Origin of the sequence: Xaviernesmea oryzae, from assembly GCF_900109605.1 — a bacterium.
Classification (GTDB): Bacteria; Pseudomonadota; Alphaproteobacteria; order Rhizobiales; family Rhizobiaceae; genus Xaviernesmea; species Xaviernesmea oryzae.
In genome coordinates, this window is the sequence record NZ_FOAM01000004.1 from 319,233 (window position 1) to 346,200 (window position 26,968).

Below are 26,968 nucleotides of genomic sequence, written 5' to 3' on the forward strand. Positions count from 1 at the left end.
ATGACTCTGCGTCAGTCCGGTCGGTACCCATTGATGTGGCTTACGGGCATGGGCCGCTCACTGAACTTTAAATGCGGCATTTTAACGAGCCGTTAACGCTTAGTTCAACCACAGCGTTTATTTAAAGATTCAAGAAAAACAGAAGCATCCGGAACAAAAAAAGAGGATGCTGCGTTATGGGCTCCGCAAGACGGGAGAGAAACAGGAGATCTGACATGAACACCCGCATCGTTCTTCTTACAGCTATGTTTGCCGGTCTTACCTCTACTGCGGCTTTCGCGCAGGATAGCGCCGTGACCGGCGCTGCCGGTGGCGCTGTCACTGGCGCGATCGTCGGCGGCCCTGTCGGCGCTGCCATCGGTGGTGCGGTTGGTCTGGCCGCTGGCGCCGCGATCGATCCGCCGCCGGCCCGTGTGGTCACCTATGTGCAGGAACAGCCGGTCGCCCAGTCGGTGGTTGTCGAGCAGCCGGTGGTCGTCGGCAAGCCCATTCCGCACAATGTGGTGCTGACGCCCGTGCCGGAAGACAATCGCTATGCCTACACCGTCGTCAACGAGCGCCGTGTGATCGTCAATCCGCAGAACTACACGGTCGTTCGCGTTCTCGACTAAGAGAGCCTCCGACCGCAGTAATGAGGACCGGCAAAGCCGCGCTTCAGATGAAGAGCCTGACGGCCTCGTGCAAAGAGGGTGGATCTCACGATCCGCCCTCTTTGCATGCGAGGGATCGACAGGCCAGATATTTGATTATTCGAACAGACAAAGCACGGCGGGACCAAACGCCAGCCGCTGCAATGCGAGGAAGCTCCTGAGGAAAGGCGCGGCTTGGACTTGCCCGTCCTGACGCTTTCTGTGACAACGGCTGAGAGCCAAAGGAAAGCCACGGCTAAGAGCAAGCGACCTAAGCGGAGAGCAGGGATTCCAGGCAGGATTGCGCCGTCCCGTTCCATTGTTCTCACGGTTCGTCCAAGCTTGGATGCCGATGCCCTGTAGACCGTCACCAGGAGACCCGCCGCCTGCCGCGGCTCCTCTCTGGCGTCGAGCGCTGCGGTGCCGACCTTTCTGGCTCCAAGACGCGGAAGCCGCCTGCTTGCGGCCCGGATCCGTTACAAAAGCCGGCGCTGGCGAGGATCGTTTTGCGATCTCGTGACGCTGGGGTTCATCCCTGCAGAGGAAGGCTCGTCATGGACGGCGTTACCGTCATCAATCATCCCTTGGTGCAGCATAAGCTCACGATCATGCGCAAGAAGGAAACCTCCACAGCCGGCTTCCGCCGGCTGCTGCGCGAGATTTCCACGCTTCTGTGCTATGAGGTCACACGCGACCTCGAATTGACCCATGAGACGATCGACACGCCGCTGACGACGATCGACGCGCCGGTCCTGGAAGGCAAGAAGCTGGTCTTCGCCTCGATCCTGCGTGCCGGCAATGGTCTTCTTGAAGGCATGCTGGAGCTGGTTCCCTCGGCCCGCGTCTGCCACATCGGCGTTTATCGGGATCACGACACGCTCGAAGCCGTGGAATATTACTTCAAGGCACCGGAAAGCCTGGCCGAGCGGCTGACCATCGTCGTCGACCCGATGCTCGCCACCGGCAATTCCTCGATTGCCGCCGTCGAGAAGCTCAAGGAGCGCGGCGCCGTCAACCTGCGTTTTCTCTGCCTGCTGGCTGCGCCCGAAGGCATCCGCAACTTCCAGGCCGCCCATCCCGACGTGCCGATCTACACCGCCTCGATCGACAGCCATCTCAACGAGAAAGGGTATATCGTGCCCGGTCTCGGCGATGCCGGCGACCGCATGTACGGCACAAAATAAGCGATGACACCATCCTGCGCCTGGAAAGGCGCGGGATGGTGTCCCCTCAAGGGTCGAAACCTCGGACCAATCCCTCCGTCCGGCACGCTGAAGTCAATAGTATTCTATGTAATACAGTTTTCACGCAACGATATGCGTGAGGATGGCAGATCTCTCCGGCGGCGGGGCGTCTGAGATTTCATAGCAGGCTTGGTAAGCGGCGATCGCCTGCTCCGCCGCCGGCTCGCTGGCCGCATGGACAAAGGCCAAAGGCTCGCCTGACGTGACAGCCTGGCCAAGCGGCACGATGCGGGAAAAGCCGACACGCGCATCGATATCCTGCTCTGGCGAAAGCCGTCCGCCGCCCAGCGCAATCACGGCCATGCCGATGCCGCGGGCATCGCAGCCGGCAAGCCAGCCGCTTCGCCCTGCCGGGACCGGGCGCACCACCGGCGCAGCCGGCAGATGCCGGTCCGCTTTCTCGATAAAATCTGCCGGTCCGCCAAGGCCATCGACCATGGCCGCAAAGCGCTCCATGGCCGCCCCGGAAGCAAGCGCCCGCGCGGCAGCGGCTTCACCCGCCTTGGCCGTTTCAGCAAGCCCTGCCGAAAACAGCATTTCACCGGCCAGAGCCAGAACAATGGTTTCAATCCGGCTGCCGGCTTTTTCGCCGCGCAGGAAGGCCAGCGCATGCACCATCTCCAGCGCATTGCCGGCGGCATCGGCCAGCGGCTCGTTCATATCGGTGATCAGGGCCGTGGTCTTGACGCCCGCGCCATTGGCCACCCCCACAAGAGCACGGGCCAGTTCCTCCGCCTCTTCCCTGTTGCGCATGAAGGCGCCGCTGCCGGTCTTCACGTCCATGACAAGATGTTGCAGCCCGGCTGCCAGTTTCTTCGACAGGATCGAGGCGGTGATCAGCGGCAGGGAGTCGACCGTGGCGGTGACATCCCGGATCGCATAGAGCCGGCGGTCGGCCGGCGCCAGATCCTCCGTCTGCCCGACGATGGCGCAGCCGACGTCGCGGACGATGCGCGCAAGACTTTCGCGCGACGGACGGATATCATAGCCGGGAATGCTTTCGAGCTTGTCCAGCGTGCCGCCAGTGTGGCCGAGGCCCCGGCCGGAAATCATCGGCACGGCAAGGCCGCAGGCGCTGGCAATCGGGGCAAGCATCAGCGAGACATTATCGCCGATGCCGCCGGTCGAATGCTTGTCGGCCACCGGCCTGTCGATGCCGGGCCAAGACAGCACAGTGCCGCTGTCGCGCATGGCGAGCGTCAGCGCCACCGTCTCGTCGCGCACCATGCCGCGGAAGAAGATGGCCATGGCAAAGGCCGCCACCTGCCCTTCACCGATGGTGCCGGCGCTGAGACCGTCAACGAAGGCGGCAATCTCCTCGGCGCGCAGAACCGCACCATCCCGCTTCCGGCGAATGATTTCCTGCGGGATCGCGCGCATGGCGAGCCTCAATATTGCGCTTGGGGCGCGGCCGATTCGCGCCCTTCGAGCGTGGCGAGAATATCGGTGAGAAGGCCGGAAGCGCCAAAGCGGAAGGTGGAGGGCATCGGCCAGTCCTGCCCGAGGATGGTGGCGGCGAGCTTCAGATAGAGCTGGGCATCGGCAACCGTGCGCACGCCGCCGGCAGGCTTGAAGCCGACCTTGCCGCCATGTTCGCGAATGGCGTTGAGCATGATGTCGGCGGCAGTGAGCGTGGCGTTGATGGCAACCTTGCCGGTGGAGGTCTTGATGAAATCAGCGCCGTGGGCGATCGCCAGGTCGCTGGCCTTGCGGATCAGCGCCTTGTCCTTCAACTCCCCGGTTTCCAGAATGGTCTTCAGCGTCACCGGATGGGGCGCCGCCGCCCGCACGGCCGTGACCATATCGACGACCGCCTGCTCGTCGCCCGCCATCAGCGCGCGATAGGGAATGACGAGGTCGATCTCATCGGCACCGTCGGCCACGGCCTGCACGGTCTCAGCCACCACCGCATCGACCGGCAGGTCGCCGGACGGGAAATTGACGACCGTTGCGATGCGCACCGCATGATGTGCGCCGAGCCGCGCGCGGGCCTGGGCGACGAAACGGGGCCAGATGCAGATCGCGGCCGTCGGGCCGAAAGGGGTGATCGCCTTGTCGCAAAGGCTGTCGATCGCCTCGGCCGTGGTGGTTTCGCCGAGATCCGTCAGGTCCAGAAGGGACAGCGAGAGCGCGGCGATCTGGCGGTTGTTGGCTTCCAGCATTGTCAGGGTCCATTTCTTCATCAGGCAGCCAAAGGCCGGATCGGTCATGAACACGAGCCGGCCCTGAGATTCGCTGGCGCAGCATAAAGCAGATGGCTTCAAGGGGAAGCGGCGGCGGGCATTTTCGAAATCCGTGCACTCTCAGCCGGTGGCGGCGCCATCTGCGTCTTCTTCCAGCATGGCCAGAAGGATGCGCCCGAGACGCTCGCCGCCTTTGGGCGCCATCTCCTTGGTCTCGGCATGGCTGAGCTCGGCGCCGGTCATGCCGGCCCCGTAATTGGTAATGACCGAGGCGGCCAGCACCTTGAGCCCGAAATAGCGCGCGAGGATGACTTCCGGAACGGTGGACATGCCCACCGCGTCGGCCCCGAGAATGCGAGCCATGCGGATTTCCGCCGGCGTTTCGAAATTCGGGCCGGAGAACCACATATAGACCCCGCTTTGCAGGGTTTCCCCAAGACGCGCCGCCGCTGCATCCATACGGGCGGCGAGTGCGGCGTCATAGGCATTGGTCATGCCGACGAAACGGTCGTCACCCTCCATGCCGATCAGCGGGCTGCGGCCGGAAAAGGCAATGTGATCGGCAGTGCGCAGGACAGAGCCCGGTGGCAGGTCCTCGCGCACCGAACCGGCGGAATTGGTCAAAATGAGATTTTCAATGCCGAGTCCGGCCAGTGTCTCGATCGGCATGCGCATGGCGTTGGCGTCGCCTGATTCGTAAAAATGCACGCGGCCGGATAGCACGATCACCGGCGTTCCGGATGCCCGCGCGACGACCAGTTCGCCCGCATGACCGGACACGCGGCTCACCGGAAAGCCGGGCAGATCGGCATAAGAGACGCGGTAAAGCACGTCGAGCGCCTCGACGAAGCGGCCAAGGCCGGAGCCGAGCACGATGCCGGTGCGCGGACGAAGGCCATGCAGATGCGGGCGAAGCGCGTCGATGGCCACCGTCATCCGATCACATCCGTCGCAAAGGCATGCGGCAGCAGTGCATCCATGCGCATCCGCGTCTGCACCCCCGCCTCGTCACAGAGGAAAACGAGCGTGTCGGGGCTGGAAAATTCGGCCAGCCGCTGGCGGCAGCCGCCGCAGGGCGGGCAAAGCGCCAGCTTCTCGGCAATCACCGCCACGGCCTTGATGCGCTTTGCGCCGCCCATGACCATATGGCTGATTGCCGTCGTCTCCGCGCACCAGCCCTCGGGGAAGGAAAGGTTCTCGATATTGGCACCGGCATAGGTCGCGCCGTCCTCGGCGAGAATGGCGGCGCCGACGGGGAATTTGGAATAGGGCGCATGCGCCTTGGCCATGGCCGCGCGGGCAGCGGCAAAAAGTTGCTCTTCCATGGTCTCAACGTTCCTTCACATAGGGCACGCCGCCGGCCTTGGGCGGGATCGCCTTGCCGATGAAGCCGGCGAGCAGGATGACGGTCAGGAGATAGGGCAGCGCCTGCATGAACTGCACCGGCACCTGGCCGATCAAGGGCAGCGGATTGCCCTGCAGGCGGATCGACAGCGCATCGAGAAAGCCGAAGAGCAGGCAGGCGAACATGACGTTGACCGGGCGCCATTTGGCGAAGATCAGCGCTGCGAGCGCGATATAGCCCTTGCCCGCCGTCATGCCCTTGACGAAGCCGGCGGTCATGGCGAGCGACAGATAGGCGCCGGCAAAGCCGGTGAGGATGCCGCAGCAGATGACGGCGCGGTAGCGCATCCAGACGACCGAGATGCCCGCCGTGTCGACCGCGCCCGGATTTTCGCCGACGGCGCGAAGCCGCAGGCCGAAGCGGGTACGATAGAGCACCCACCAGGTGAGCGGCACCATGGCAAAGGCGAGATAGGTCAGCAGGAAATGGCCCGAGAGCAGCTCCGAATAGATCGGGCCAATGATGGGCACGCCGCGCAAGGCGTCGGCAAAAGGCAGGTCGATGGTCTGGAAGCGCGCGCTCCCTGAGAGCGCCGGCGTGCGACCGCCCTGGCGAAACCAGGCTTCGCCCAGGATGACCGTGGCGCCGGCGACGATAAAATTGATGGCGACGCCCGAGACGATCTGACTGCCGCGCTGGGTGATGGCGGCATAGCCATGGACGAGCGACAGGGCGACCGAGACGAGAATGCCGGCGGCAAGACCGAGCCAGACCGAACCGGTGACGGCCGCCACGGCGCCGGCGGCAAAGGCCGCGCCCAGCATCTTGCCTTCCAACCCGATATCGAAGACGCCGGCACGCTCGGTGAAGAGCCCGGCAAGGGCCGCGAAGAGCAGCGGCACTGACAGGCGGATGGTCGATTCGAGAATGGCGACGAGGGAGAGGAAGAAATCCATGGCGATCAGGCTCCCTTGGCTTGGCGGGCAGCCGGGGCGCGGGCGGTAAGCCCGGCGAAGAAGCGGCCGATGGCGGGGCGGAACATGTTTTCCAGCGCGCCGGCAAACAGGATCACCAGCCCCTGAATGATGACGATCATGTCGCGTGAGATCGCGGGCATTTCGAACGCGATTTCGGCCCCGCCCTGGTAGAGCATGCCGAAAAGAATCGCGGCGGGAATGATTCCGGCCGGATGTGACCGACCCATGAGCGCCACGGCAATGCCGACGAAGCCGGCGCCCTGGACGAAGTCGAGCTGCATGCGCGCCTGTTCGCCCATGATCGGGTTCAGCGCCATCAATCCGGCGAGCGCACCCGAAATCATCATCACGATGATGGTGATGCGACTTTCGCTGATGCCGGCATAGCGCGCGGCCGACGGGCTATGGCCCATGGTGCGCATCTCGAAGCCGAAGCGCGTGCGCCAGATCAGGACCCAGCAGCCAAAGGCGGCGGCGAGCGCCAGGAGAAAGGAGATGTTGAAGGGCGCGTTGCCGATATTCAGGCCGAACAGCCCCATCAGCCAGTCGAGCTTGGGCAATTGGCCGCCGGCGTCGAAGGTGCGCGTCTGCGGCGCCATCGATCCCATGGGCTTCAGCACGCGCGTCAGGAGGTAGACCATCAGGCTGGCGGCGATGAAATTGAACATGATGGTGGTGATGACGATATGGCTGCCGCGCTTGGCCTGCAGCCAGCCGGGCAGAAAGGCCCAGAGCGCACCGAAGAAGGCCGCGCCGATCATCGCCAGCGGCAGGACGCCATACCAGGGCAGAACGCGGTCCAGCCAAAGACAGGCAAGCGCCACGCCGATGCCGCCAATATAGGCCTGGCCCTCGCTGCCGATGTTGAACAGGCCCGCATGGAAGGCAACGGCCACCGACAGACCGGTGAAGATGAAGGTGGTGGCGTAATAGAGCGTGAAGCCCAGATATTCGCCCCGGCCGAACGCGCCTGTTATCATGTAATAAGCTGCATTCAGCGGGTTTTCGCCGACGAGCAGAACGACCAGGCCCGCCACGAGGAAGGCGACGAGCAGATTGATGAGCGGGATCAGCCCGTAATCCACCCAGACCGGCAGCTTGGCATAGGGGTTGCTCATTGTGCGGCCTCCATCTTGCCATCGATGCCGGCCATCAGCAGGCCAAGCTCGCCTTCCGGCGCATCTGCCTTGCGCTCGCCGACCACGCGGCCGGCAAACATCACCAGGATCCGGTCGGAGAGCGCGCGGATCTCGTCGAGTTCGACGGAGACGAGCAGGACGGCGACACCCTGGTCGCGCATTTCGATGATCCGCTTGTGAATGAATTCGATGGCGCCGACATCGACGCCGCGCGTCGGCTGGCCGATGATCAGGACATCCGGACCGCGCTCCATTTCCCGTGCCAGCACGATCTTCTGCTGGTTGCCGCCGGAGAAATTCGCGGTCTTCAGCCGGGGGTCCGGCGGACGGATGTCGTATTTGCGGATACTCTCCTCCGCCTCCCGGCGAATGGCGCCGAGGTCCAGAAACGGCCCTTTTCCGTAGGTCGGCTCGCGATGATAGCCGAGAATGGAATTCTCGGCCTCTTCGAACTTGAGGACGAGGCCGACATGGTGGCGATCCTCCGGCACATGGGCCAGCCCGCGTTGGCGCAGCTCGGCCGGATCGGCACGACCGGTGACGTCGATGGCCGAACCGTTGAGCAAGACCGTGCCCGCGGCCGCGCGGCGAATGCCGGAGATGGCCTCCAGAAGCTCGGACTGGCCATTGCCCGCCACGCCGGCAATGCCGACGATCTCGCCGGCCTTCAGCTCGAAGGAGACATTGTCGACCATGGTGACGCCACGCCCATCGCGCACCGTCAGGTTCTCCACCTTCAGCTTGACGGCGCCAGGCAAGGCCGCGCCCTTTTCCACGCGCAAGAGCACGCGGCGGCCGACCATGAGTTCAGCCAGCTCTTCCACCGAGGTGGCCTGGGTCGGCCGGGTTGCGACCATCTCGCCCCGGCGCATGACCGACACCTCGTCGGTGATCGCCATGATCTCGCGCAGCTTGTGGGTGATCAGAATGATGGTTTTGCCCTGAGCCTTCAGCTGGGCGAGGATGCGGAAGAGATGATCGGCCTCAGGCGGGGTCAGAACGCCTGTCGGCTCGTCGAGGATGAGGATATCGGCCTTGCGGTAGAGGGCTTTGAGGATCTCCACGCGCTGCTGCAGGCCGACGGGCAGCTCTTCGATCAGCGCGTCGGGATTGACCTCCAGCGCATATTCCTTCTCCAACCGCTTCAGCTCTACCCGCGCCTTGGCGATGGAGGCGTTGAGGATCTGGCTATCCTCGGCGCCGAGCATGACATTTTCGAGCACGGTGAAATTCTCGACCAGCATGAAATGCTGGTGCACCATGCCGATGCCGGCGGCGATTGCGGCGTTCGGATCCTTGATCGTCACAGGCCGTCCGTCGATCAGGATCTCGCCTGAATCGGCCTGATAGAAGCCGTAGAGGATCGACATCAGCGTCGATTTCCCGGCGCCGTTCTCGCCGATGATGCCGTGGATCGTGCCCTTTCGAACCGTCAGATCGATCGCCTTGTTGGCGTGAACCAGTCCAAAACGCTTGTCGATGCCCTTGAGCTCGATGGCGATATCGCTCATGACAGCCCTTCCCAACTCTATGATGCTGCTTGGTCGCCTTCTTCCGGGCGCCTGGCAGGCTTTTATCCTGGACAGTAAGAAGGCTTATCGCCGATGGCGGCAAGCGTAAGCCTGAATTTTTTTGAGGGTTGCGCAGCCCCGGCCCATCCGCCTTTCGAGGCGGCCACTCGTGGACTACTTTGACATTTGACTCCGATCTGCAGCGATCTCGGGATCAAAGGTCAAATCAGACCACGCGCCTGACGCGCCGCATGGGCCGCGCTTTGCGGCAGAAAGGATGAGAGAGAGCACAATGCCAGCAACCGAAGCCGAGCGCATCCGAACCCTGGAAGAGACCGTGGCCCATCAGGGCCGCACCATCGAGGAGCTGTCAGAGCAATTGGCCGAGCAATGGAAGACCGTGGAACAGGTCCGCACCAAGCTCGACCGGCTGACAGAACGCTTTCTGAGTCTGGAGGAACAATCGCTCGAAGCGCCCGCCATCACCCGACCACCGCATTACTGACACTTAGAGCGTGAGCCTCTCAGACCGGCGCGGCCTGACATCTCACATCCTGAGCGGCATGAAAGAGCGGGAATGGAACGAACCACGGCGCCGCACACCAGCATGCTCAAGGCAAAATGATGTGCGGCGCCGGGCTCAGGCGACTTAGTAAGCGCAGCTTTCATCCGACATATAGTCGTGGACCTGCACGGTGCCGGCAATGATGTCGGCCTTAGCCTTTTCGACCGCAGCCGTCATTTCGGGCGTCAGGAGAGCCTTGTTGTTGTCGTCGACGGCATAGCCGACGCCATCTTCCTTCAGGCCGAGATTGGAGATGCCGGTTTCGAACTTGCCATCGGCCGCTGTCTTGAAGGCGTTGTAGACGGCGACATCGACGCGCTTGAGCATCGAGGTCAGCACCTTGCCCGGCTGCAGGCCATTCTGGTTGGAATCGACGCCGATGCCGAGCTTGCCCGCATCGGCGGCCGCCTGGAGAACGCCGACGCCGGTGCCGCCGGCGGCGTGATAGACGACGTCAGAGCCCTGGTCGAACTGCGATTTGGCGATTTCGCCGCCCTTGACCGGGTCGTTCCAGGCTTCCGGGGTGGTGCCGGTATAGGCCTCCAGAACCTTCACGTCCTTGCCGGTGGACTTGGCGCCACCGACATAGCCGCAGGCGAATTTGTGGATCAGCGGAATGTCCATGCCGCCGATGAAGCTGACCGTCTTGGACTTGGACGCCATGCCGGCGAGAACGCCGACGAGATAGGAGCCTTCCTGTTCCTTGAAGACGATCGATTTCACGTTCGGCTTTTCCACGACCATGTCGATGATCGCGAACTTGGTGTCGGGATATTCAGCCGAGACCTTCTCCAGCGCGGCGGCCCAGTTGAAGCCGGCCATGACGATCGGCGAATTGCCATCGCCCGCAAAGCGGCGCAGCACCTGCTCGCGCTGGGCGTCATTGGCGATTTCGAACTCACGATAGGCGGTACCGGTTTCGGTCTTGAACTTTTCAGCGCCGTTGAAGGCACCCTCGTTGAACGACTTGTCGAATTTGCCGCCGAGATCGTAGATGATCGCCGGCTTGACGTCGGCCGCGAAGGCGGCACCCGACATCAGCGTGAAGGCCAAGAGACCGAGGAGAGTTTTTTTCATCGTTGAGCCCTGTTTTCCTTTGGATCCTGCTGTGACCATTGCCGGCAGCGACGACCCCCTCTCGGCCTGTCGCCATCGGCCTCCCCTCGACGGTCCTGACGGACCCTGCGAAATCCCCATGCCCAGCCATGCGGATTTCGCCAGTTCAGGGGCGCTGGCTGAGGCGCATCCTTGCATGGCTCCCCGGAAAAAACATCCGGATTTTTTCTCAACTGGTCAAAAAAACAACGCTGCCTTTGGATAAGGCAGCGTTCAGTTTGTCGACATCTAATCGAGCTTAGAATTTCTTGCTGAGCTTCAGCGTGATCGTGCGTCCGGCACCATATCCGCAGGTGGAAACGCCTTGGCAGCCGCTGACATAGTCCTTGTCGAAGAGGTTGGCGACATTGAGCGCGGCGCCCCAGCCGTTCTTTTCGTAGCGGACCGCCGCATCCACCAGAAGCGCGTCCGGTACCTCGAACTGATTGAGATTGTCGGCATAGGACTTGCCTTGGTAACGCAGACCCGCGCCCAGGCTCAGGCCATCCGCCGCGCCGTCGGTCACCAGATAATCCAGCCAAAAAGCGGCCTGGTGCGTCGGGATCAGATAGGGACGCTTGCCGATCAAGGCGGGGTTCAGATCCTCGGTGATTTCCAGATCCGTATAGGAATAGGAGGCAAGCGCCCGCCAGTTGCGGTTCAGATTGACCTTGCCCTCGAGTTCAACTCCTGTGGACGTGACCTCGCCCAGCTGCTCCTGCAGGAAATCCGGCCGGGTGAGCGCGACATTCTGCTTGACGATGTGGAAGACCGAGGCCGTCAACAGCGCATCCATGAAGCTTGGGGCATATTTGACGCCGGCTTCGACCTGATGCCCCTCCTCCGGCTTCAGCGCGCCGCCATTATAGGCCGTGCCGATGAGCGGATTGAAGAAGGTGGCGGCGCTGACATAGGGCGTCACGCCATTGGAAAATTCGTAGGCCAGCCCCGCCCGCCCGCTCGAGGCGCTGTCATTGGCGGAATAGCTGGTACCGATCCGGGCATCGGACTCGGTATCCACCCAGTCATGCCGTCCGTTGAGCGTCACCAGCCAGCCATTGCCGAAGCGGATCTGGTCCTGTGCATAAAGGCCAAGCTGACGCAGCGTCAGGACCTGATCGAGATAGGTGCCGCTGATATCGGGCTGGGGCAGGCCGTAGATCGGGTCGACGGGATCGATCGGCGTGGCGGCGGCCGGCCAGGCGGGAACGGCCTGGACCTGATCGAGCCGGTAATGCTTGTAATCGAGCCCGACCAGAAGCTCATGGCTGAGCGGCCCCGTCGTGACTGTCCCGTTCAGGCGATTGTCGATGGCAAAGGAACTGACCTTGGTGTCATGCTCGAAACCGATGCGGTTCAGCTGATAATAGCCGGCATTGCTCGGATCGGTCGTATTCACATAGCCATAGGGGTAGAAAAGCACCTCGTGCTTATCGAGATGGGCATAGCGCAGACTCTGGCTGAAGATCCAGCCATTGTCGAATTCATGCTTGAACTCGGTGCCGACGATCTGTTGGTCGGCGCGGCCCTTATCAAGATCGGGCTCGCTGAAGAAGGAATCCCTGTCGATCCGACCGAAAGGCGCGCTGGTCACCGTCCCTTCATAAGGCAGGAAGCCATTGCCCGTATGTCGCTGGTCGAGGCCCGAAATCATGGCATAGACGGTCAGGCTGGTGGCGTCGTCGGGCTTGTAGGTGATTTGCGGCATGATGAAGCCGCGAAGGTCATTGCTATAGTCGGTCTCCTGCTCGCCGCCGGCGATCTTGCCGGTCACGCGGTAGGTCACCACGCCATCATCCGTGGCCTTGTCGTTGACGTCGAAGCCGAAGAAGGCATTGCCGAAATTGTTGACGCCGATCTCAACCTCGCGAGAGGGCGTATCGTCCGGCCGCTTGCGCACGAGATCGATGATACCGCCGGGATTGGCGCCGCCATAGAGCACGGAAGCCGGCCCCTTGAGCACATCCACTCGCTCCAGCCCATAGGCATCGATCTGAAAGCCGCCGAAGCCATAGGAATAGAGATTGAGCCCATCGAGGAAGACGCCCGTTTGCGTGGCGTCGAAGCCGCGAATGTAGAACCAGTCCGTATCCGCATCCGTGCCGAAGGGCTGGCTGGTGACGCCGGCGGTATAGCGCAGGGCTTCGTCTACCTTGGTGACGACGCCGCGATCTTCCAGTTCCTGCCGGGCGATGACCGAGACCGACTGGGGGATGGCAACGAGGTCGGCACCGGACTTGGAGCCTGCCGTGCTGCGCTTGGCGACATAGCCGTCGACCGGGCCTGTGCCGGCCGCATCGCCGCGGCCTTCCACGGTGATGGTCTCAAGCTGGGTGGCCTGTGCCGCGCTGCCCGCCTCCTGCGCCAATGCCTGCATCCAGGATGGGCCGGCTGCCGCCAGCGCCAGAGCCGCCACACCCGTCTTCCACATATCCAAACGTCGCTTGCCCGCCATCATCCGTCCCGCCCGTCTAAGGCCACGTTCCGGCCCGATAAGATGAGCGGATAACTCAACAATTAATAGCAGGCTTGTCGGATTTTGCGATTTTTGCCGCATTCTGCGGTGGCCGGGAAAGGGCCATGGGGACTGTGTCTGTTCGACAACACAATCCGTTCAGAAGCATGCTGGGCTCAGCGCAAAAGCGTGGCCATGACTCTTGGAAGCGTAGGCCTCGTCGCCTGATGGGCGGCATTCTTGTCTCAGACACCATGGCATTTCGGTCGCACCGGATTTGCCCGACAGCCGGCTCCCGCCCTTCGGCCCAATGCCTTAGTCTCCCGCGCGCATCCGGGCCCAGCGCGCTGGTGTGGTGCCGAGCATGCGGCGGAAGGCGCGGGTAAAGTGGGCCTGGTCGGCAAAGCCGGTGTCTGCCGCGATCTCGCTGATCGATAGCCCGCCGGCCCTGAGCAAAGCCTTGGCGCGCACAAGCCGCGCCTCCATCTGGAAGCGATGGGCACCCATACCGGTGGAGGCCTTGAAGGCATGGCAGAAATGGGAAGAAGACAGGCCCGCAAGCCCGGACAATTCCTCCAGGCGAATGGTGCGCGTGCAATGCGCCTCGATGAAATCCACCACCCGGCGCAGGGCCCAGGGCGCCAGCCCCGCCTTGACCGACAAGGGTGGCGCGGGCAGGCGGAGAAGGCCGATCAAAAGGGCCAGCGCCAAGCTCTCGGCATATAGCGACAGGAGCGGCGTCTTCGTCTCGCATTCCGCCGCCAGCAACCCGGCAAGCGGCATGAGCTCCGGTGCCGGCTGCATCAGACGTGGCGCCATCAGCGCATCCGGATCGACCGCATCGCCCAGCCGCGCTGTCAATGCATCCAGGCTGATATGGAGGTCGAGATGGCGCAGGGTCGCGACCTCCCGCATCTCGCCCCACAGGCCGAGACCACCCGGCACATAGGATGCGCTTGGGCCCGCCTCCGCCGCCTGCAACCCTTGCGCCAAAAGGCGAAGACTGCGCGCCTTGGCACCCGTGGCAGACAGCACGATGAAGAGCCGGGGATCCTCGCCCAGATAATAGCCACCGGCTTCCGACGCGCAGGCCACATCCCACAGATCGGCCGTCATCCCGTCGAAACTCAACCGACGCAGGCCACCGAGCACGCTGAACCCTTCGATCCGATTGTGCATGCGCGGCTGAAAGCCCATCTGGCCGCTCCTCTCGCGACATCGGCGCGACTTAACTATTCCGGATCAGTCATGTTTACCGCGATGCGCTCATGCTTTCAATCGCGACCGGGTCTGTGAAACGAAAAAGGCGGCAGCATCGAGCGCCACCGCCTTTTGAGAGGCTTTGTCTTCTCTCGTCGTTACACCGCGCAGGAAACACCCGTGCCGCGCAGGCCGCAATAGCCGCCAGGATTTTTGGCGAGATATTGCTGGTGCTCCTCCTCGGCAAAAAAGAAGGGTCCGGCCATGGCGATCTCCGTGGTGATGCGTGCTGGCCGCCCGGCCTCATCGAGCGCTGCCTGATAGGCCGCACGCACCGCCTTGGCCTCTGCCAGGTCCGCTTCGTTCTCCACATAGATGGCAGAGCGATAGGTGGTGCCGACATCATTGCCCTGGCGCATGCCCTGGGTCGGATCATGCTCCTCGAAGAAGGTCTTCAAAAGCCGGGCAAAGCTGACCTTTGCCGGGTCGTAGACCACACGCACGACTTCGGTATGACCTGTCAGCCCCGTCGTGGTCTCGCGATAGGTGGGATTGGGCGTCGAGCCGCCGGCAAAGCCGACCGCGGTGACATAGATACCTGGGATCTTCCAGAACAATCGCTCCGCGCCCCAGAAGCAGCCCATGCCGAGCAGCACGCTCTTCATGCCCTCGGGATAGGGACCATGTAACGGCTTGCCATTGACGAAATGCGTATCGGCCGTCGGGATCGGCGTATCGCGCCCCGGCAGGACAGACCCTGGCGCCGGCATCTCGATCTTCTTGTTGAACAGTTCGGAAAACAGCATGGCTTCACGCCTTTCTTCTGGTTTCGTGTATGTCGCTCTCGTGCTGCATTGCCGGCTGGCGACGATGAGGTGACTCTTGCCGCACCATCCGCGCTCCTGGGCTGGCTGGCAGCTTGTGCACCTCGCCTCTATCCCCAAGGCCCATTCGCTCCGGCTGCATTGCCCTGAAACCACAGAAGGGCCCGGGGCCATCCAGCCAAGCTGCGCCTTGCACAAGAGAGACATGAGACGTGCCTTTCAAATGGCCCTCCGCCCCTCATGTTTCAACGGGCCGGGACGCGAGGACTGAACAACCAAGAGGCAGGTTTCAAAAGGCTGGATACAGTCGTGCGGGCGAAGCCAACGCCCTGATATCGTCGATCAGGCCAGCGATGTCCGCGGCCGCGGACGAACATAGCCAGCCATCCAGAACAAAAGGGACAGGCCGAGAAAGATCACGGTGGCCGGCTGCATCAGCGCCATGCGCAGCATCGGATCGACAAAGGCCATGTCAGGATGCGGCCTTTCCAAGGCCTGCACCAGCGACAGGCCCGTATTGCCGAAACCTGCAAGCGCCTCGGACAGCGGCATGAAAACCGGAGCGGCCGCAGCCACGGACTGCAACGCATCGACCGTTGCCAGCACGACGGCAAGCACCAGGGCCAGGAAACTCATCACGCGCATCAAGAACCGCATCGCCCTCTCCCTCCCATGCTCCTCACGCGACCGTGGCTCCGCGTCTGCCTGCCGGCCATGGCCAGGCAAAAGGGAGGCCATCGAGGCTTCTTCTTGCCGCTTCGCCGCCCGGCTCCATTTCCAGGAACCTGCGACCTTCAGCTGCGGCCTCGTCTGTCACCGCTTCAACATAGGCGCGCTCTGCGGATGCGACAATCCGCTCCAAAGGCGCATGAGATCAAAGAGTTCAAAAACTTGTCACGAAGCGGTTGATCTCGTGAACACGATCGGTATATATCCGCCCGTCCGCCGGGAAACCGGCCGAACCGGCCCCTCAACAGGCTGGCCTCGCCGCTCAAACCACGGCCAGGACGACAGGACGGACAGGTGGCCGAGTGGTTTAAGGCGCACGCCTGGAACGCGTGTGTACGTGAAAGCGTACCGAGGGTTCGAATCCCTCTCTGTCCGCCATTTATGTTTGGGCTTCCGCTCGTTTTTTCAAAATGCCCAATGCTACACTGCATTCCTTCTGCAGACGCAATCACCATCGCGCCGGCAATCTGATCGGGCTCAAGCAGTCCTGACGATGGAGTGCGGCCCCTCTTAAGCCTCCCGACTCAGTCCCACCAAATTCCCTGTGACATGCGTGCGTGTCTGGCCGCCGATCCAGATATGGCCATCTTGTTCACGCTGGATATGGACGCGCCCGGAACGGCCGAGCCGGGTGCCTTGGGCCGCGATGTAGGCGTGCTCCGTCACGCCGGTTTCGAACAGCCATTGCGCCAGCGATGCGTTGAGGCTTCCGGTCACGGGATCTTCAAGCGTCGTGCCGGAAGGGTCGCTGAAAAAGGCGCGCACTTCGAAATCCGTCTCCGCGCCACACGCTTGTGGGCCGATGACGCCGATGTCCATATGGCGCGGCCAGCTGCGCGCCGGTTCGAGCGCGAGCACGCGGTCGGCGGAGGCGAGACGGATGCCGAGCCATCCGGGGCCGTTGTCACACCATGCCGCTGCGACGACCTCCTCGGCATCGAGCCCGAGAAAGCGGCATGCTTCGTCCAGCTCTTCGGCTGTGGGCGCACCTGAGCGAATGCGTGGGGGTGCGGCGAAAGCGAGCTGATCGGGGCCGCGCCGAAGGCGGATCAATCCTGCCCCGCATTCCTGGACGATCTCCGTGTGGTCTTTTGCAATACCGCCATGCTCCAGCCAGGCATGGCAGGTGCCCAGCGTCGGGTGTCCGGCGAAGGGAAGCTCTTGATCGAGGGTGAAGATCCGCACACGATAATCGGCCTGCGGATGAGTGGGAGGCAGCAGAAACGTCGTTTCTGATAGGTTGAACCAGCGCGTCAGGCGCAGCATCTCCTCGGCCTCAAGCCCTTCGGCACCGGTAATGACGGCCAGAGGATTGCCCGAGAACGCACCCGAACCGAAAACATCGACCATATGAACGCATAGGGCCAAAATCATATCCTTTCTGCAACGAGCAGCACGTATCCGTACTGGCTCTTGTCGCCAGCATAGATCCAGGCCAGCCTATTGATCACCGAAACATTGTCCTCAGAGACATGTGCGGGAGCGGGCGACCCTTGTGCATGCGCAAACCTTGTCAGCGTCCGTCGTCATCGGCGCATATGTCCCGCTCGTGATGCTTGCGGATATGCTCGGCAAAATGCCACTATTCGTCGCCGCATCTCGCCGAGGATCAATTTTGGCAAGAAAAGCCTGATGAAACGGTGCGTTGTGGCGGCTCGGTCACTTCCTATTGCGCAAGTCATAGGCTATTTTGCAGCGCAATAAGCAGCCTGGCTGTCTTAGGGGATACAGACGCGTCATCAAGGGAAGCCTGCCGTTGCGCTGATCAAGAGATGAACTCTTGCAGACAGACTGCGGATAGGCGCATTTCGGCAACACATGCGGATGGCGTTGAGGCAAGAAACCAATTTGGGCAGGGAGGCCGGCAATGACTGCCAGCGACGCGACCATCTTCAAGGCATCCACCACCAGGCGAGAGCTGGTGTCGATCCAGTATCTGCGTGCGGTGGCCGCGCTGTCCGTTCTGATAACCCATACTTTGCAATGGCCGCTGCCGGAGGAAAACTGGTTTCTCCTGAAGACCGGGCGCTTCGGTGTCGATATCTTCTTCGTCATCAGCGGATTCATCATCACGGTCATTGCCGGGCGCGGACGTTTCGATCCTCTCCGCTTTGCCAGCAGGCGTATCATGCGCATCATCCCGCCTTATTGGGCCGCAACCCTGCTCGTCACGGTGCTGGCTCTGGCGATGCCCAACCAGTTCCGCACGACGGTTCCCGACGTCGAAAGCTTCATCAAGTCGCTGCTCTTCATCCCTTCGCAGGACCCGAAGGCGCCGCTGCTCAATCTTGGCTGGACGCTGAATTACGAAGCCTTCTTCTACGCGCTGTTCGCCTGCTCGTTCTTCCTGACCTCTGGCTGGCGCACCGTGGCGCATGTCGTGATCCTCGGCGGGCTGATGCTGCTTGGCAATGCTCATGAGTTCGGTTTCGTCGCCGGCTTCTATACCAGCGGCAGCCTGATGGGCTTCATCTTTGGCACGCTGGTGGCGCAAGCCTATCTCCATGGCTTGATTCAGCATGTGCGCGGCCCGGTCGCGCTGCTGCTGGCCATTCTCGCGCTTGTTCTTTGCCCGCTTTATTACTGGCTGCCGTGGGAAAGCATCGTCAAGGCGCCGCTTTATGTTCACTTCATCCTGTCCTTGATGAGCAGTCTGGTGGTGACGCTGTTCCTCGGCCTTGAACTGCAAGACAGGCTGCCGACCGTCGCGCCGATGAAGCTGCTGGGCGACGCGTCCTATTCCATCTATCTCTTCCATCTGTTCCCGCTGGGCGCATATTGGGCCGTCGGCAAGCGTGTCTTCGATGTGACGAGTGTGGCGATCTACCTTCCGCTGGCGCTGATCGGCATCGCGGTGACCCTGACCTTCGGCCTTTTGTGCTATTTCGTCTTCGAAAAGCCCTTCCTTGATCTCTACAAACGGCGCCGCGCACCCGTTCCCGCCTGAGCCGCGCCACATTCGGCGTGAAAGATCATGGTCGGCGGCGTCTAGAGCGTGTGCGGTGGTCCTTTGATCATCGGACATGCTCAAGGGGCAGCGGTCTCTTGGCTTGACTTGCCTGCAGGATGCCGCGCCAGCCGGGCCCACCGCCCGGCTGAACGTTACCCGGATGCCGCCTTTGTACGGCTCCGGCCGGATGCAGGCGGTGTCGCGCCGATTTCGATCCCGCGCTGGCACGGCTCGACCGATATCAGACAATAGGAGAACAGGATGCGGCGTCGCGATCTCTTGGCTTTGACCGGAGGCCTTCTGGCAGCAAGCAGCGTTCTGGCGGCCGATAGCGGCACGCTGGCAGACCGCGCCAAGCGTAGCGCTGTGTCCGCGGGCGATCCGGCGCGGTTCCGCAAGCTGTTCGAAAAGGCCGAGCGCGGAGAGGAGATCGTCCTCGGCGTCATCGGCGGCTCGATCTCCACGGGATCGCTCGCCAGCAAGCCGGGTGAACGCGGCTATTTCGCCCTGGTCTGCGACTGGTGGCAGAAACAATTTCCGCAGGCGCGGATCAAACGGGTGAATGCTGCCGTGGCCGGTACCGGCTCACTTTTCGGCGTCTTGCGGGTGGAACAGGACCTGCTGGCGCAGAAGCCCGACGCGGTCATCGTCGAATTCGCGGTCAATGATGCCTGGACGGACCAGGACCCGTTCGAAAGCCTCGTGCGGCGCCTGCTGGCCGCCTCGCCTGATCTCGCGGTCATGCTTTTGTTCATGAGCTATGACAACGGCCATAACGAACAGACCTGGCAGCAGGCGGTGGGCAAGCACTACGGCCTGCCCATGGTCAGCTTCCGCGACGCCATATGGCCGGAAGTCAGCCGCGGGCTCATCAAGCCTTCCGATGTGCTGGTCGATATCGTCCACCCGAACGATCAGGGACATCAGATCACGGCCGATCTGGTCACGGCATCGCTTGAGGCGCTTCGGCACGCCCCGGCTGGCGCCGCGCAGGTCGGGGGGCAGCCGGCGCCGCTTGCGCCCACGCATTTCGAAAAGGCCCGATGGATCGACGCCCAGGCGCTTCAGCCGACAGCACGGAAGGGCTGGGAACTCGTCAAGAATAACAACCTCAACCCCATCCTGCTGGGCCACATGGCGTGGCGCGCCGCGCAGCCGGACGCGTCCGCGCTCACGCTCGACTGGGAGGGGACGGGTCTCGTGGCGATGATGATGTTGGCCAATGACGATCCGGCCGAAGTGAGTCTCGTGATCGATGAGCGCCCCAAAGTCAGCGTCACGCTCAGGACGCAACCGCGCCGCAATATCGTGAGTGCAGGTCTGGAGCTGCCACGCGGCCGGCACCGCTTCAGCCTCAGCCGCGCCAACAACGCGCCCGGCACTCCGGCCTTCGGCCTCTTCGGGATCGGCGTCCTTCCGTAACGATAACAAGCGACAGGGCCTCGTCGCTCGGTACGGAGCTGTCTGTGTAGCCTCCAGGGGCGGGACGCTCATATACGCCCATGCTCAAGGATAATGCCAAGCGCCGCTGCCTCCTTTTCGAAGCCAGCGGCGTGGGCTTGGCCTTATGGGCGTCAGCCGTTTTGCGCCTTGAGGTCGCCCGTGCGCGCGCAGATCAGGTAGAGCGCGACCGGGGTCGTGGAGAAATAGCGCCAGCCAAGCTTGCGCGGCTGGGTGAGCATGCGGTGGATCCATTCCATACCGCTGGCCTGCATCCATTGCGGTGCGCGGCTGTAATGCCCGGTGACATAGTTGAAGCAGCCGCCGCTCGTCACCAGCCAACCCTTGTTGATCCGGTGGCGGTTGCGCACGCAGAAGCTCTGCTCCTTCGGCTTGCCGAGACCGACCCAGACGATGTCTGCGCCCGACTCGTTGATGTCGCGGCAGACCGCCTCTTCTTCGCTCTCCGAGAAATAGCCGTCGCGAACGCCGACGATCTTGAGGCGGGGATAGAGCGCCTGCATCTTGGCAGCGCAGGCCGTCACCACATCCTTGGTTCCACCCAGCAGGTAGAAGCTCTTGCCGCTGATTTCGGCGGCGCGGGCGCAATCGTGAAACAGGTCGGTCGTGGCGGTCCGCTCCGGGATCGGCGAACGGGTCAGCATGCGCGACGCAATAACCAAAGGCTGGCCATCGGCATGGATGACATCCGCCTTCAGCAGATCTTCGCGATACGCCTTGTCGGAGGACGCCAGCGCCAGCCCATGACCGTTAATGTCAAAGAGCAGCTTCGCGCCTTGTTCCGTCGATGGAGCTTCCATCATGGCAATCAGGTCTTGCGTGGATACGCAATCCGTCGGGATACCACCGATCAAAACACGATTGGTCTTCATCATCGACAAAACTCCGCTGGCGGCGCGACCGACTGCGAGCCGACGCGCTTGTTCGTATTTCCTATCATACCGGCCCTCATCCGCATCTGCCTGACGCCTTGCAGTCGGATTATGACAACGACATGTCAGAGCCGGCTCGGCTCCTGCTACTCCCTGCGGCGCGAGGCGGCGCCGCAGGCTCGGTCACGGGGCAGCACGTCACCGAAGCGAAACGCCTCAGATGGTCCGCACACCATCACTTATCAATCCGATCCGAACAGATCGCGGGTGTAGACCTTGTCGCTGACATCACCGAGTTCCGGAGCGAAGCGGTTGGCGATGATGACATCGCAGGTCTTTTTGAACTCCTCCAAATCCTGCACGAGCGGGGAATTGAAGAAATGCGTGCCTTCGAAAGCCGGTTCGTGGATGACGATCTCCACGCCCTTCGCCTTGATCCGCTTCATGATCCCTTGGATCGAGGAGTCGCGGAAATTGTCCGAGCCGGCCTTCATCACCAAGCGATAGACGCCGACGCGCTTTGGCTGGCGGCGCAGAATGCTGTCTGCAATGAAGTCCTTGCGCGTGGTATTGGCGGTGACGATCGCGCTGATCAGCGATTGCGGCACATCCTGGTAGTTGGCGAGAAGCTGCTTGGTGTCCTTGGGCAGGCAATAGCCGCCATAGCCGAAGGAGGGATTGTTGTAATGCGTCCCGATGCGCGGATCGAGGCAGACGCCATCGACGATCTGGCGCGTGTTGAGGCCATGGCGCTCGGCATAGGTGTCGAGCTCGTTGAAATAGGCAACGCGCATGGCAAGATAGGTGTTCGAGAACAGCTTGATGGCCTCGGCCTCGCTGGAATCCGTCAAGAGGACCTGAACATCCTTCTTCACCGCGCCTTCGAGCAGCAGATCGGCAAAGACCTGCGCACGGTCGGAGCGCTCGCCGACGACGATGCGCGAGGGGTGGAGGTTATCGTACAGCGCCTTGCCTTCCCGCAGGAATTCCGGCGAGAAGATGATGTTGTCCTTGCCAAGCGAGGCACGGAGCTTCTGCGTGTAGCCAACGGGAATGGTCGACTTGATCACGACAACGCTGTTCGGGCTGACGGCGAAGACATCGTTGATGGCCGCCTCGACCGAACGCGTATCGAAGTGATTCGTGTCGGGATCGTAGTTGGTCGGCGTGGCGATGATGACGTAATCAGCATTCTGGTAGGCGTCGGTCTTGTCGACGGCGGCGCGGAAGTTCAGGCCGCGCTGCAGGAAATCGGAGACTTCAGGATCGACGATCGGCGAGGCACCCGCATTGATCTTGGCCACTTTTTCGGCATTGGTATCAAAGGCCACGACTTCATGATGCTGTGCCAGCAGCATGGCGTTCGAAATCCCGACATAGCCGAGACCGGCAACTGCTATCTTCATCCTCTTATCGCTCTTTCAGACGGGGTCGTCACTCTTTACAAGGCGCGTCCCCATCTGCGCATCCTTGCCGCTACACGTGCGTCTCAGGCGAATAGCCGGGCCGACAGACCAATCATCGTGGGCGACCCGGAATTTGTGCATCGCAACATTACATGGTTACGGATTGGTTCGCAATCCAGACCGACACCGACCATATCCGCTGCGAACACTATGTAAGAAAAAATTCACAATATGCGAACATACATGGCAATAGGCCGCCCGGGCGGCTCGCAGCGATTCAGAATGATCCTGTTTTGGTCGGCGCGAACTTGCCTCATGCCGTGAGCGAACGAGCTTTGACAACCGACAGTCTTGTTTGTTCCGTACCACCCTCGAAAACCAGCCGGCGGGATGGCATTAGACTTGCCCGGCCTAGAACGGCCGGGACGTTGTCTTAAAGAGAGCGCCTGTATTTGACACTCCGACCCATCAGTGAGCGGAGCGTCAAGAGCCCTATTTGTCGTCGGTATAATAGGTGTTGTACCGGCTGTTCTGATAGAAGCCATCGTCCTGGTGCATGTACAGGCCCTGCTTGCGCAGATCGACCTTGTTCAGGACTACGCCCGCACACTTGCGCATAACTTCCGGATTACTCTGCATCGCCGTACGCACCACACGACGTGCGGTCTGCCCCCACTCGATCACCATCACGAAGCAGCCGATCTTGCTGCTGATAGCGCGCGCATCGACCACCGGACCGAGCGGCGGAAGGTCCAGGATGATGTAGTCATAGACCTTGGACAGATGTGTCAGCAGCTCGTCCATCGACTCCGACGACAGCAGCTCGGCCGAGAAGGGGATGCGATGCTTCGACACGGCAGGCAGGAAGTTCAGCGAGGTTTCCGGATCGGTCAGGACCACATCACGGAAGGGCGCATTTTCCCGCAGAACCTCGAAAATTCCGTTCTGTGCATGCCGCCCGATGGCGCGCGTGGCACCGGGATTGCGCAAGTCCGCATCGATAATCAGCGTCCGCGCACCCTGCTTGGCGAGATATTGGGCAAAGTTCACGGCGACGGTCGATTTCCCTTCGCCAGGCAGAACGGACACGATGCCGACGATCTTGCCGCCCTGGCCTTTGGCCATGAAGTCGACCGCGATCTTGGCGGCGCGGATCGTCTCGGTGAAGGACGAGAAGGGCTTGTCGATCGCGAAGCGGTCGATCGACGAGTGATTGATGATGGCGTTGCGCGCCGTCGGCTCATCACGCGATTGCCGCAGAGGCTCGTCCTCGACACGCGGGATCTGGCCGAGGAACTCGACGTCGAGCGTCTCGCGAACCTGTTCGCCGGTCCGGAAGAAGCGCTCGCCCACCTCGCGAACGGCACCGACCATGGCACCAAGGCCACAACCGAGCACCAGCGCCAGGATCATGATGATCGGCTTCTTCGGATAGCTGGCCAGCTGGGGAACGTCCGCACGATTGACCACACGGGCCTCCGTCACGGGGAAGCTCTCGCGCTGCGTCGACTCCTGAAAGCGCTGCAGATAGGTCTCGTACAGCGTCTTGTAGGCGCTGGCCGTCCGATCCAGCTCGCGCAGCTGCACGAGGTCGTCATTGGCAAGCGCGGACTTCGAGGTCGCAGTGGTGACCTGCTGCTCGAGCGCGCGCTGGCGGGCAAGCGCGATCTCGTAGTTCGACTTGTAGGTCTGGGCGATACGGCCCAGCTCCTCGAACATGACGCGCTCATATTCCTTCATCTGGTCGCGCAGACGCACAGCCTGATAATGGTTTTCGCCGTAGCGGTTGGAAATCTCGGCCTCGCGCCGCGATGCATCGAGATATTCCTGTTGCAGCTTGTTGATGACGTCGCTGTCGAGCGTCGCGCGCACGGCTGCGTTGACCTCATGGCCGTCAACGATTGCCTGGATCTCACGATACTTGGCTTGCGCGCCGGCCGTTTCGTTCTGCGCCTCGATCAGCTTGCTGTTGATCTGCGTCAGCTGCTGGTCGCTGACCAGCTCGCCGCCACTGGCGATCAAGCCCTTGTCAGCCCTGAATTTCTGGACGGCCAGATCGCTCTGCAGCGACTGTTCGCGCAGATCGTTGATGCGGGACAGAAGCCAGTCACCGGCCCGGCGCGTCGATTCCAGCTTGGAGGTGAACTGATCGTCGAGATAGGCGTCGACGACCGCATTGGCGATCTTGGCGGACAGCTCAGGCGAGGTGGAGGTGTAATCGACGCCGAGCAGCAGGGTGCGACCGACACGGCTGGCATTCAAATTGTTGAGCAGCAGATCGGCAGCATTCTGCTTCTGCACGTCGAGCGTCAGCTCTTCCTGATTACCAGGCTTCACCAGCGAGCGCACATAAGCCTTGGCGGCAGCGATGCCCTTCTTCAGAGCAGAGTCGTTTTCACCGTTGAAGTCTGGATCATTGAGAAGATCGAGCTTGTCGACGACGACCTTGGCGATGCGCTCGGATTTGAGGATTTCGACTTCGCTCAAAATCGTCGCATCGTCGTCCTTCAGGCCCATCAGCATGTTCTGATTGCCATTCGACAGGATCTGATTGCTGATCTGCTGGTTGTTCGCGTCGATGATCAAGGTCGCGGATGCGGTGTAGCGCGGCGTTGCCGTGAAGGCGAAGACAGCCCCGAGCACCAGCGCGACGAAGCCGGCAATCGCCACGATCTTCCACTGACGGCGGATGATGGCTCTGATCTGGCTGAAATCGATGGCCGTTTCCGTGGAGCTCGGCAAGAACTCGCTTATCTGAACTTTTTCCACGTGTTCTTTGCCTCCGTTAAAACTCAGATAACCGTTACGCGCAATGATCCGAGCCTACCTAAATTGTGCAGCGCAACAAAGCAAGGGTAGAACGCGAATTTCAGGTCGAAGGCCGCCAAGACGACCAGAATCGATTTAAACGCTTTATTTCCGTCTTGCTCAGGCGTGGCAAGCCCCGGCAGGCTCAAGCCACATCTGAGCGATCCGATCATCGATGTGCATGCAGGACGAAAACGGTGGTCGTCATCAATGGCACGACGCCGCCCGATTGCTTCCCAACCAAGGTCATCCGCCACTCTGGCAGCAACCCGACGGATGAGCTGCAAGCTTTGTGCCAATTCGAGGATCTAAACTGCCTTATCCTCAATTTCATGACACAAATAAGGCTATTCCCCCGCGCTTAAGTTGTCCAGAACACTGTGCCATGCTTCCCCATTGGAATATAGCCCACAATTCACGCAACCGCCGCAGGTCAAACCGCGTCAGGACATCGACCAGACATCACGACCCGTGAATGACGCGGTATTCCTCGTGCCGACGCCCGGTCAGCGCCACCACCTTGCCGAAGACACGGGCAGCAAGACGTGCGCCCTTGAAGCGATTGGCGGCACTCCAGCCCATGACCGTCATATTGAACAGCGCAAGTGCCATGGCGCCGCTCATCTTGGTGGCTTCCGAAACGACGGTAAACTCGGGGGGCCGATGCTTCAAGTTGACGATCGTGTCGGTATTACCGATGCGATAGGCGCGCTGGAGCATCCACTTTACCGTGGACCGAGATGCCGGCATTTCCTCGCGGATCACCGCCTCGCTGGCCCAGGCAAAACGCTTGCCCTTCAACCGGAGACCGAGGAAAAGGTCCTTGTCCTCGCAGCCCATCAGCGCATATTGCGGGTCGAACCAGGGCTCCGGCATCTCGCGGAACAGATCGGCCCGGAACAGCACGTTATTGGTGGCATCCACCAGGTCCAAAGGGCCGGTTTTCATGTTTTCGAAGACCGGCTGATTGGCCTCGGCGATATAGTCGGGAACCGGCACTTCGAAGACGCGGAAGACCGGGCCGCCGACGACATCGGCATCATACTGCTGACGCACACGCAAAAGCTGCGCGAGCCAGTCCGGCTCGGCCCATTCATCGTCATCCAGCATCGCGATCCACTGGATCGCCGGATCCTTCAGCGCCTGACGAACCAGCGCATTGCGCGTCGGCGCGATGCCGCGCTGCTCGACCACGACGATCTCAAGCGGATGGGCAAAGCCTGCCGCAATAATGGCCTCGCAGGCTGCCTTGCCCTGCTGTTGCTCGGAGTCATTGTCCGCCACGATGACACGGATCGGCCGGTCGATGTTCAGCCGCCCCAAAGACTCGACGCAGCGCTTGATCCATTGCGGACGCCGGAAGGTCGGGACACATACAACCGTGTCGATTGAAGACATTGACAACTCCGCGTGAATTTTGTTGCACCGCACGAAATACAGCATCCTGCACGCCGTGAGAAGAATTGCCGTAAAAAAATTTGCAATTCACAGGAACAAAATGAAAACGGGCAGACAAAGCTACCCAAGGCTAATCCTCGATTGTCGTCATACGGGTTGCCGACACTGCTCTTAGCT

At 61.7% G+C, this 26,968-nt stretch carries 23 protein-coding genes and 1 tRNA gene; 6 read left to right on the plus strand and 18 right to left on the minus strand.

Going from position 1 to position 26,968, the window contains the following annotated elements; translation table 11 throughout:
- The first annotated feature begins 215 nt into the window (after positions 1–215).
- Entirely contained in the window at positions 216–611 is a 396-nt protein-coding gene (locus BMX61_RS06975; RefSeq protein WP_075628383.1) for a DUF1236 domain-containing protein, read from the plus strand.
- Between the two features lie 572 nt (positions 612–1,183).
- Positions 1,184–1,813: a uracil phosphoribosyltransferase gene (upp, locus tag BMX61_RS06980; RefSeq protein ID WP_075628382.1), complete on the plus strand. Its 630-nt coding sequence runs from the start codon at positions 1,184–1,186 to the stop codon at positions 1,811–1,813.
- A gap of 120 nt (positions 1,814–1,933) precedes the next feature.
- Here upp and deoA read toward each other — a convergent pair whose 3' ends face one another.
- The 7 genes from deoA to BMX61_RS07015 all read right to left on the minus strand — a co-directional run bounded on the left by deoA (position 1,934) and on the right by BMX61_RS07015 (position 9,028).
- A complete protein-coding gene (gene deoA / locus BMX61_RS06985) occupies positions 1,934–3,253 on the minus strand; it encodes a thymidine phosphorylase (RefSeq protein WP_075628381.1) in 1,320 nt (439 codons plus the stop codon).
- An 8-nt stretch (positions 3,254–3,261) separates the two neighbouring features.
- Positions 3,262–4,035: a deoxyribose-phosphate aldolase gene (deoC, locus tag BMX61_RS06990; protein ID WP_075628631.1), complete on the minus strand. Its 774-nt coding sequence runs from the start codon at positions 4,033–4,035 to the stop codon at positions 3,262–3,264.
- Between the two features lie 141 nt (positions 4,036–4,176).
- On the minus strand, positions 4,177–4,992 hold the full coding sequence (locus BMX61_RS06995; RefSeq protein ID WP_075628380.1) for a purine-nucleoside phosphorylase: 816 nt from the start codon (positions 4,990–4,992) through the stop codon (positions 4,177–4,179).
- On the minus strand, positions 4,989–5,381 hold the full coding sequence (locus BMX61_RS07000) for a cytidine deaminase (RefSeq protein ID WP_075628379.1): 393 nt from the start codon (positions 5,379–5,381) through the stop codon (positions 4,989–4,991). The genes BMX61_RS06995 and BMX61_RS07000 overlap by 4 nt, the downstream gene beginning before the upstream one ends.
- A 4-nt stretch (positions 5,382–5,385) precedes the next feature.
- On the minus strand, positions 5,386–6,357 hold the full coding sequence (locus BMX61_RS07005; protein WP_075628378.1) for an ABC transporter permease: 972 nt from the start codon (positions 6,355–6,357) through the stop codon (positions 5,386–5,388).
- Positions 6,358–6,362: 5 nt separating this feature from the next.
- On the minus strand, positions 6,363–7,496 hold the full coding sequence (locus BMX61_RS07010; protein WP_075628377.1) for an ABC transporter permease: 1,134 nt from the start codon (positions 7,494–7,496) through the stop codon (positions 6,363–6,365).
- Positions 7,493–9,028 (minus strand): ABC transporter ATP-binding protein, encoded by a 1,536-nt coding sequence (locus BMX61_RS07015; RefSeq protein WP_075628376.1) that lies wholly within the window; start codon positions 9,026–9,028, stop codon positions 7,493–7,495. Before BMX61_RS07015 ends, BMX61_RS07010 begins: the two co-directional genes overlap by 4 nt.
- Positions 9,029–9,320: 292 nt before the next feature.
- Here BMX61_RS07015 and BMX61_RS07020 point away from each other — a divergent pair, with 292 nt between their 5' ends.
- Positions 9,321–9,533 (plus strand): SlyX family protein, encoded by a 213-nt coding sequence (locus BMX61_RS07020; protein WP_075628375.1) that lies wholly within the window; start codon positions 9,321–9,323, stop codon positions 9,531–9,533.
- Positions 9,534–9,677: 144 nt separating this feature from the next.
- Here the strand turns inward: BMX61_RS07020 and BMX61_RS07025 are convergent, their stop codons facing one another.
- The 5 genes from BMX61_RS07025 to BMX61_RS07045 form a co-directional block, all read right to left on the minus strand.
- Positions 9,678–10,670 carry a BMP family lipoprotein gene (locus BMX61_RS07025; RefSeq protein ID WP_075628374.1) on the minus strand — a complete coding sequence of 331 codons (993 nt, stop codon included), beginning with the start codon at positions 10,668–10,670 and terminating at the stop codon, positions 9,678–9,680.
- 277 nt (positions 10,671–10,947) lie between these two features.
- Entirely contained in the window at positions 10,948–13,146 is a 2,199-nt protein-coding gene (locus BMX61_RS07030; RefSeq protein WP_407703746.1) for a TonB-dependent siderophore receptor, read from the minus strand.
- A gap of 312 nt (positions 13,147–13,458) precedes the next feature.
- A complete protein-coding gene (locus BMX61_RS07035) occupies positions 13,459–14,340 on the minus strand; it encodes a helix-turn-helix domain-containing protein (RefSeq protein WP_075628373.1) in 882 nt (293 codons plus the stop codon).
- Between the two features lie 161 nt (positions 14,341–14,501).
- The gene (msrA, locus tag BMX61_RS07040; protein ID WP_075628372.1) at positions 14,502–15,149 is read right to left on the minus strand and encodes a peptide-methionine (S)-S-oxide reductase MsrA; all 648 of its coding nucleotides are present in this window, start codon (positions 15,147–15,149) and stop codon (positions 14,502–14,504) included.
- A gap of 360 nt (positions 15,150–15,509) precedes the next feature.
- Complete coding sequence (locus BMX61_RS07045; protein WP_075628371.1) at positions 15,510–15,824, minus strand: hypothetical protein; 315 nt, start codon at positions 15,822–15,824, stop codon at positions 15,510–15,512.
- Positions 15,825–16,184: 360 nt separating this feature from the next.
- Here BMX61_RS07045 and BMX61_RS07050 point away from each other — a divergent pair.
- Positions 16,185–16,274, plus strand: a tRNA-Ser gene (locus BMX61_RS07050).
- Between the two features lie 132 nt (positions 16,275–16,406).
- Here BMX61_RS07050 and BMX61_RS07055 read toward each other — a convergent pair.
- Entirely contained in the window at positions 16,407–17,264 is an 858-nt protein-coding gene (locus BMX61_RS07055) for a PhzF family phenazine biosynthesis protein (protein WP_075628629.1), read from the minus strand.
- A gap of 499 nt (positions 17,265–17,763) precedes the next feature.
- Here BMX61_RS07055 and BMX61_RS07060 point away from each other — a divergent pair, with 499 nt between their 5' ends.
- Together BMX61_RS07060 and BMX61_RS07065 are read left to right on the plus strand one after the other, a co-directional pair.
- Positions 17,764–18,843 (plus strand): acyltransferase family protein, encoded by a 1,080-nt coding sequence (locus BMX61_RS07060; protein ID WP_075628370.1) that lies wholly within the window; start codon positions 17,764–17,766, stop codon positions 18,841–18,843.
- Positions 18,844–19,212: 369 nt separating this feature from the next.
- Complete coding sequence (locus tag BMX61_RS07065; RefSeq protein ID WP_170854905.1) at positions 19,213–20,268, plus strand: SGNH/GDSL hydrolase family protein; 1,056 nt, start codon at positions 19,213–19,215, stop codon at positions 20,266–20,268.
- Positions 20,269–20,420: 152 nt separating this feature from the next.
- Here BMX61_RS07065 and BMX61_RS07070 read toward each other — a convergent pair whose 3' ends face one another.
- The 5 genes from BMX61_RS07070 to BMX61_RS07085 all read right to left on the minus strand — a co-directional run bounded on the left by BMX61_RS07070 (position 20,421) and on the right by BMX61_RS07085 (position 26,791).
- A complete protein-coding gene (locus tag BMX61_RS07070; RefSeq protein ID WP_210186269.1) occupies positions 20,421–21,182 on the minus strand; it encodes a WecB/TagA/CpsF family glycosyltransferase in 762 nt (253 codons plus the stop codon).
- A 239-nt stretch (positions 21,183–21,421) separates the two neighbouring features.
- Positions 21,422–22,585: a nucleotide sugar dehydrogenase gene (locus BMX61_RS07075; RefSeq protein ID WP_075628368.1), complete on the minus strand. Its 1,164-nt coding sequence runs from the start codon at positions 22,583–22,585 to the stop codon at positions 21,422–21,424.
- Between the two features lie 492 nt (positions 22,586–23,077).
- Positions 23,078–25,327 (minus strand): polysaccharide biosynthesis tyrosine autokinase, encoded by a 2,250-nt coding sequence (locus BMX61_RS07080; protein ID WP_170854906.1) that lies wholly within the window; start codon positions 25,325–25,327, stop codon positions 23,078–23,080.
- A 50-nt stretch (positions 25,328–25,377) separates the two neighbouring features.
- A complete protein-coding gene (locus BMX61_RS24265) occupies positions 25,378–25,680 on the minus strand; it encodes a hypothetical protein (RefSeq protein WP_139198886.1) in 303 nt (100 codons plus the stop codon).
- A 175-nt stretch (positions 25,681–25,855) separates the two neighbouring features.
- Positions 25,856–26,791 (minus strand): glycosyltransferase family 2 protein, encoded by a 936-nt coding sequence (locus tag BMX61_RS07085; protein WP_075628367.1) that lies wholly within the window; start codon positions 26,789–26,791, stop codon positions 25,856–25,858.
- Between the last annotated feature and the right edge of the window lie 177 nt (positions 26,792–26,968).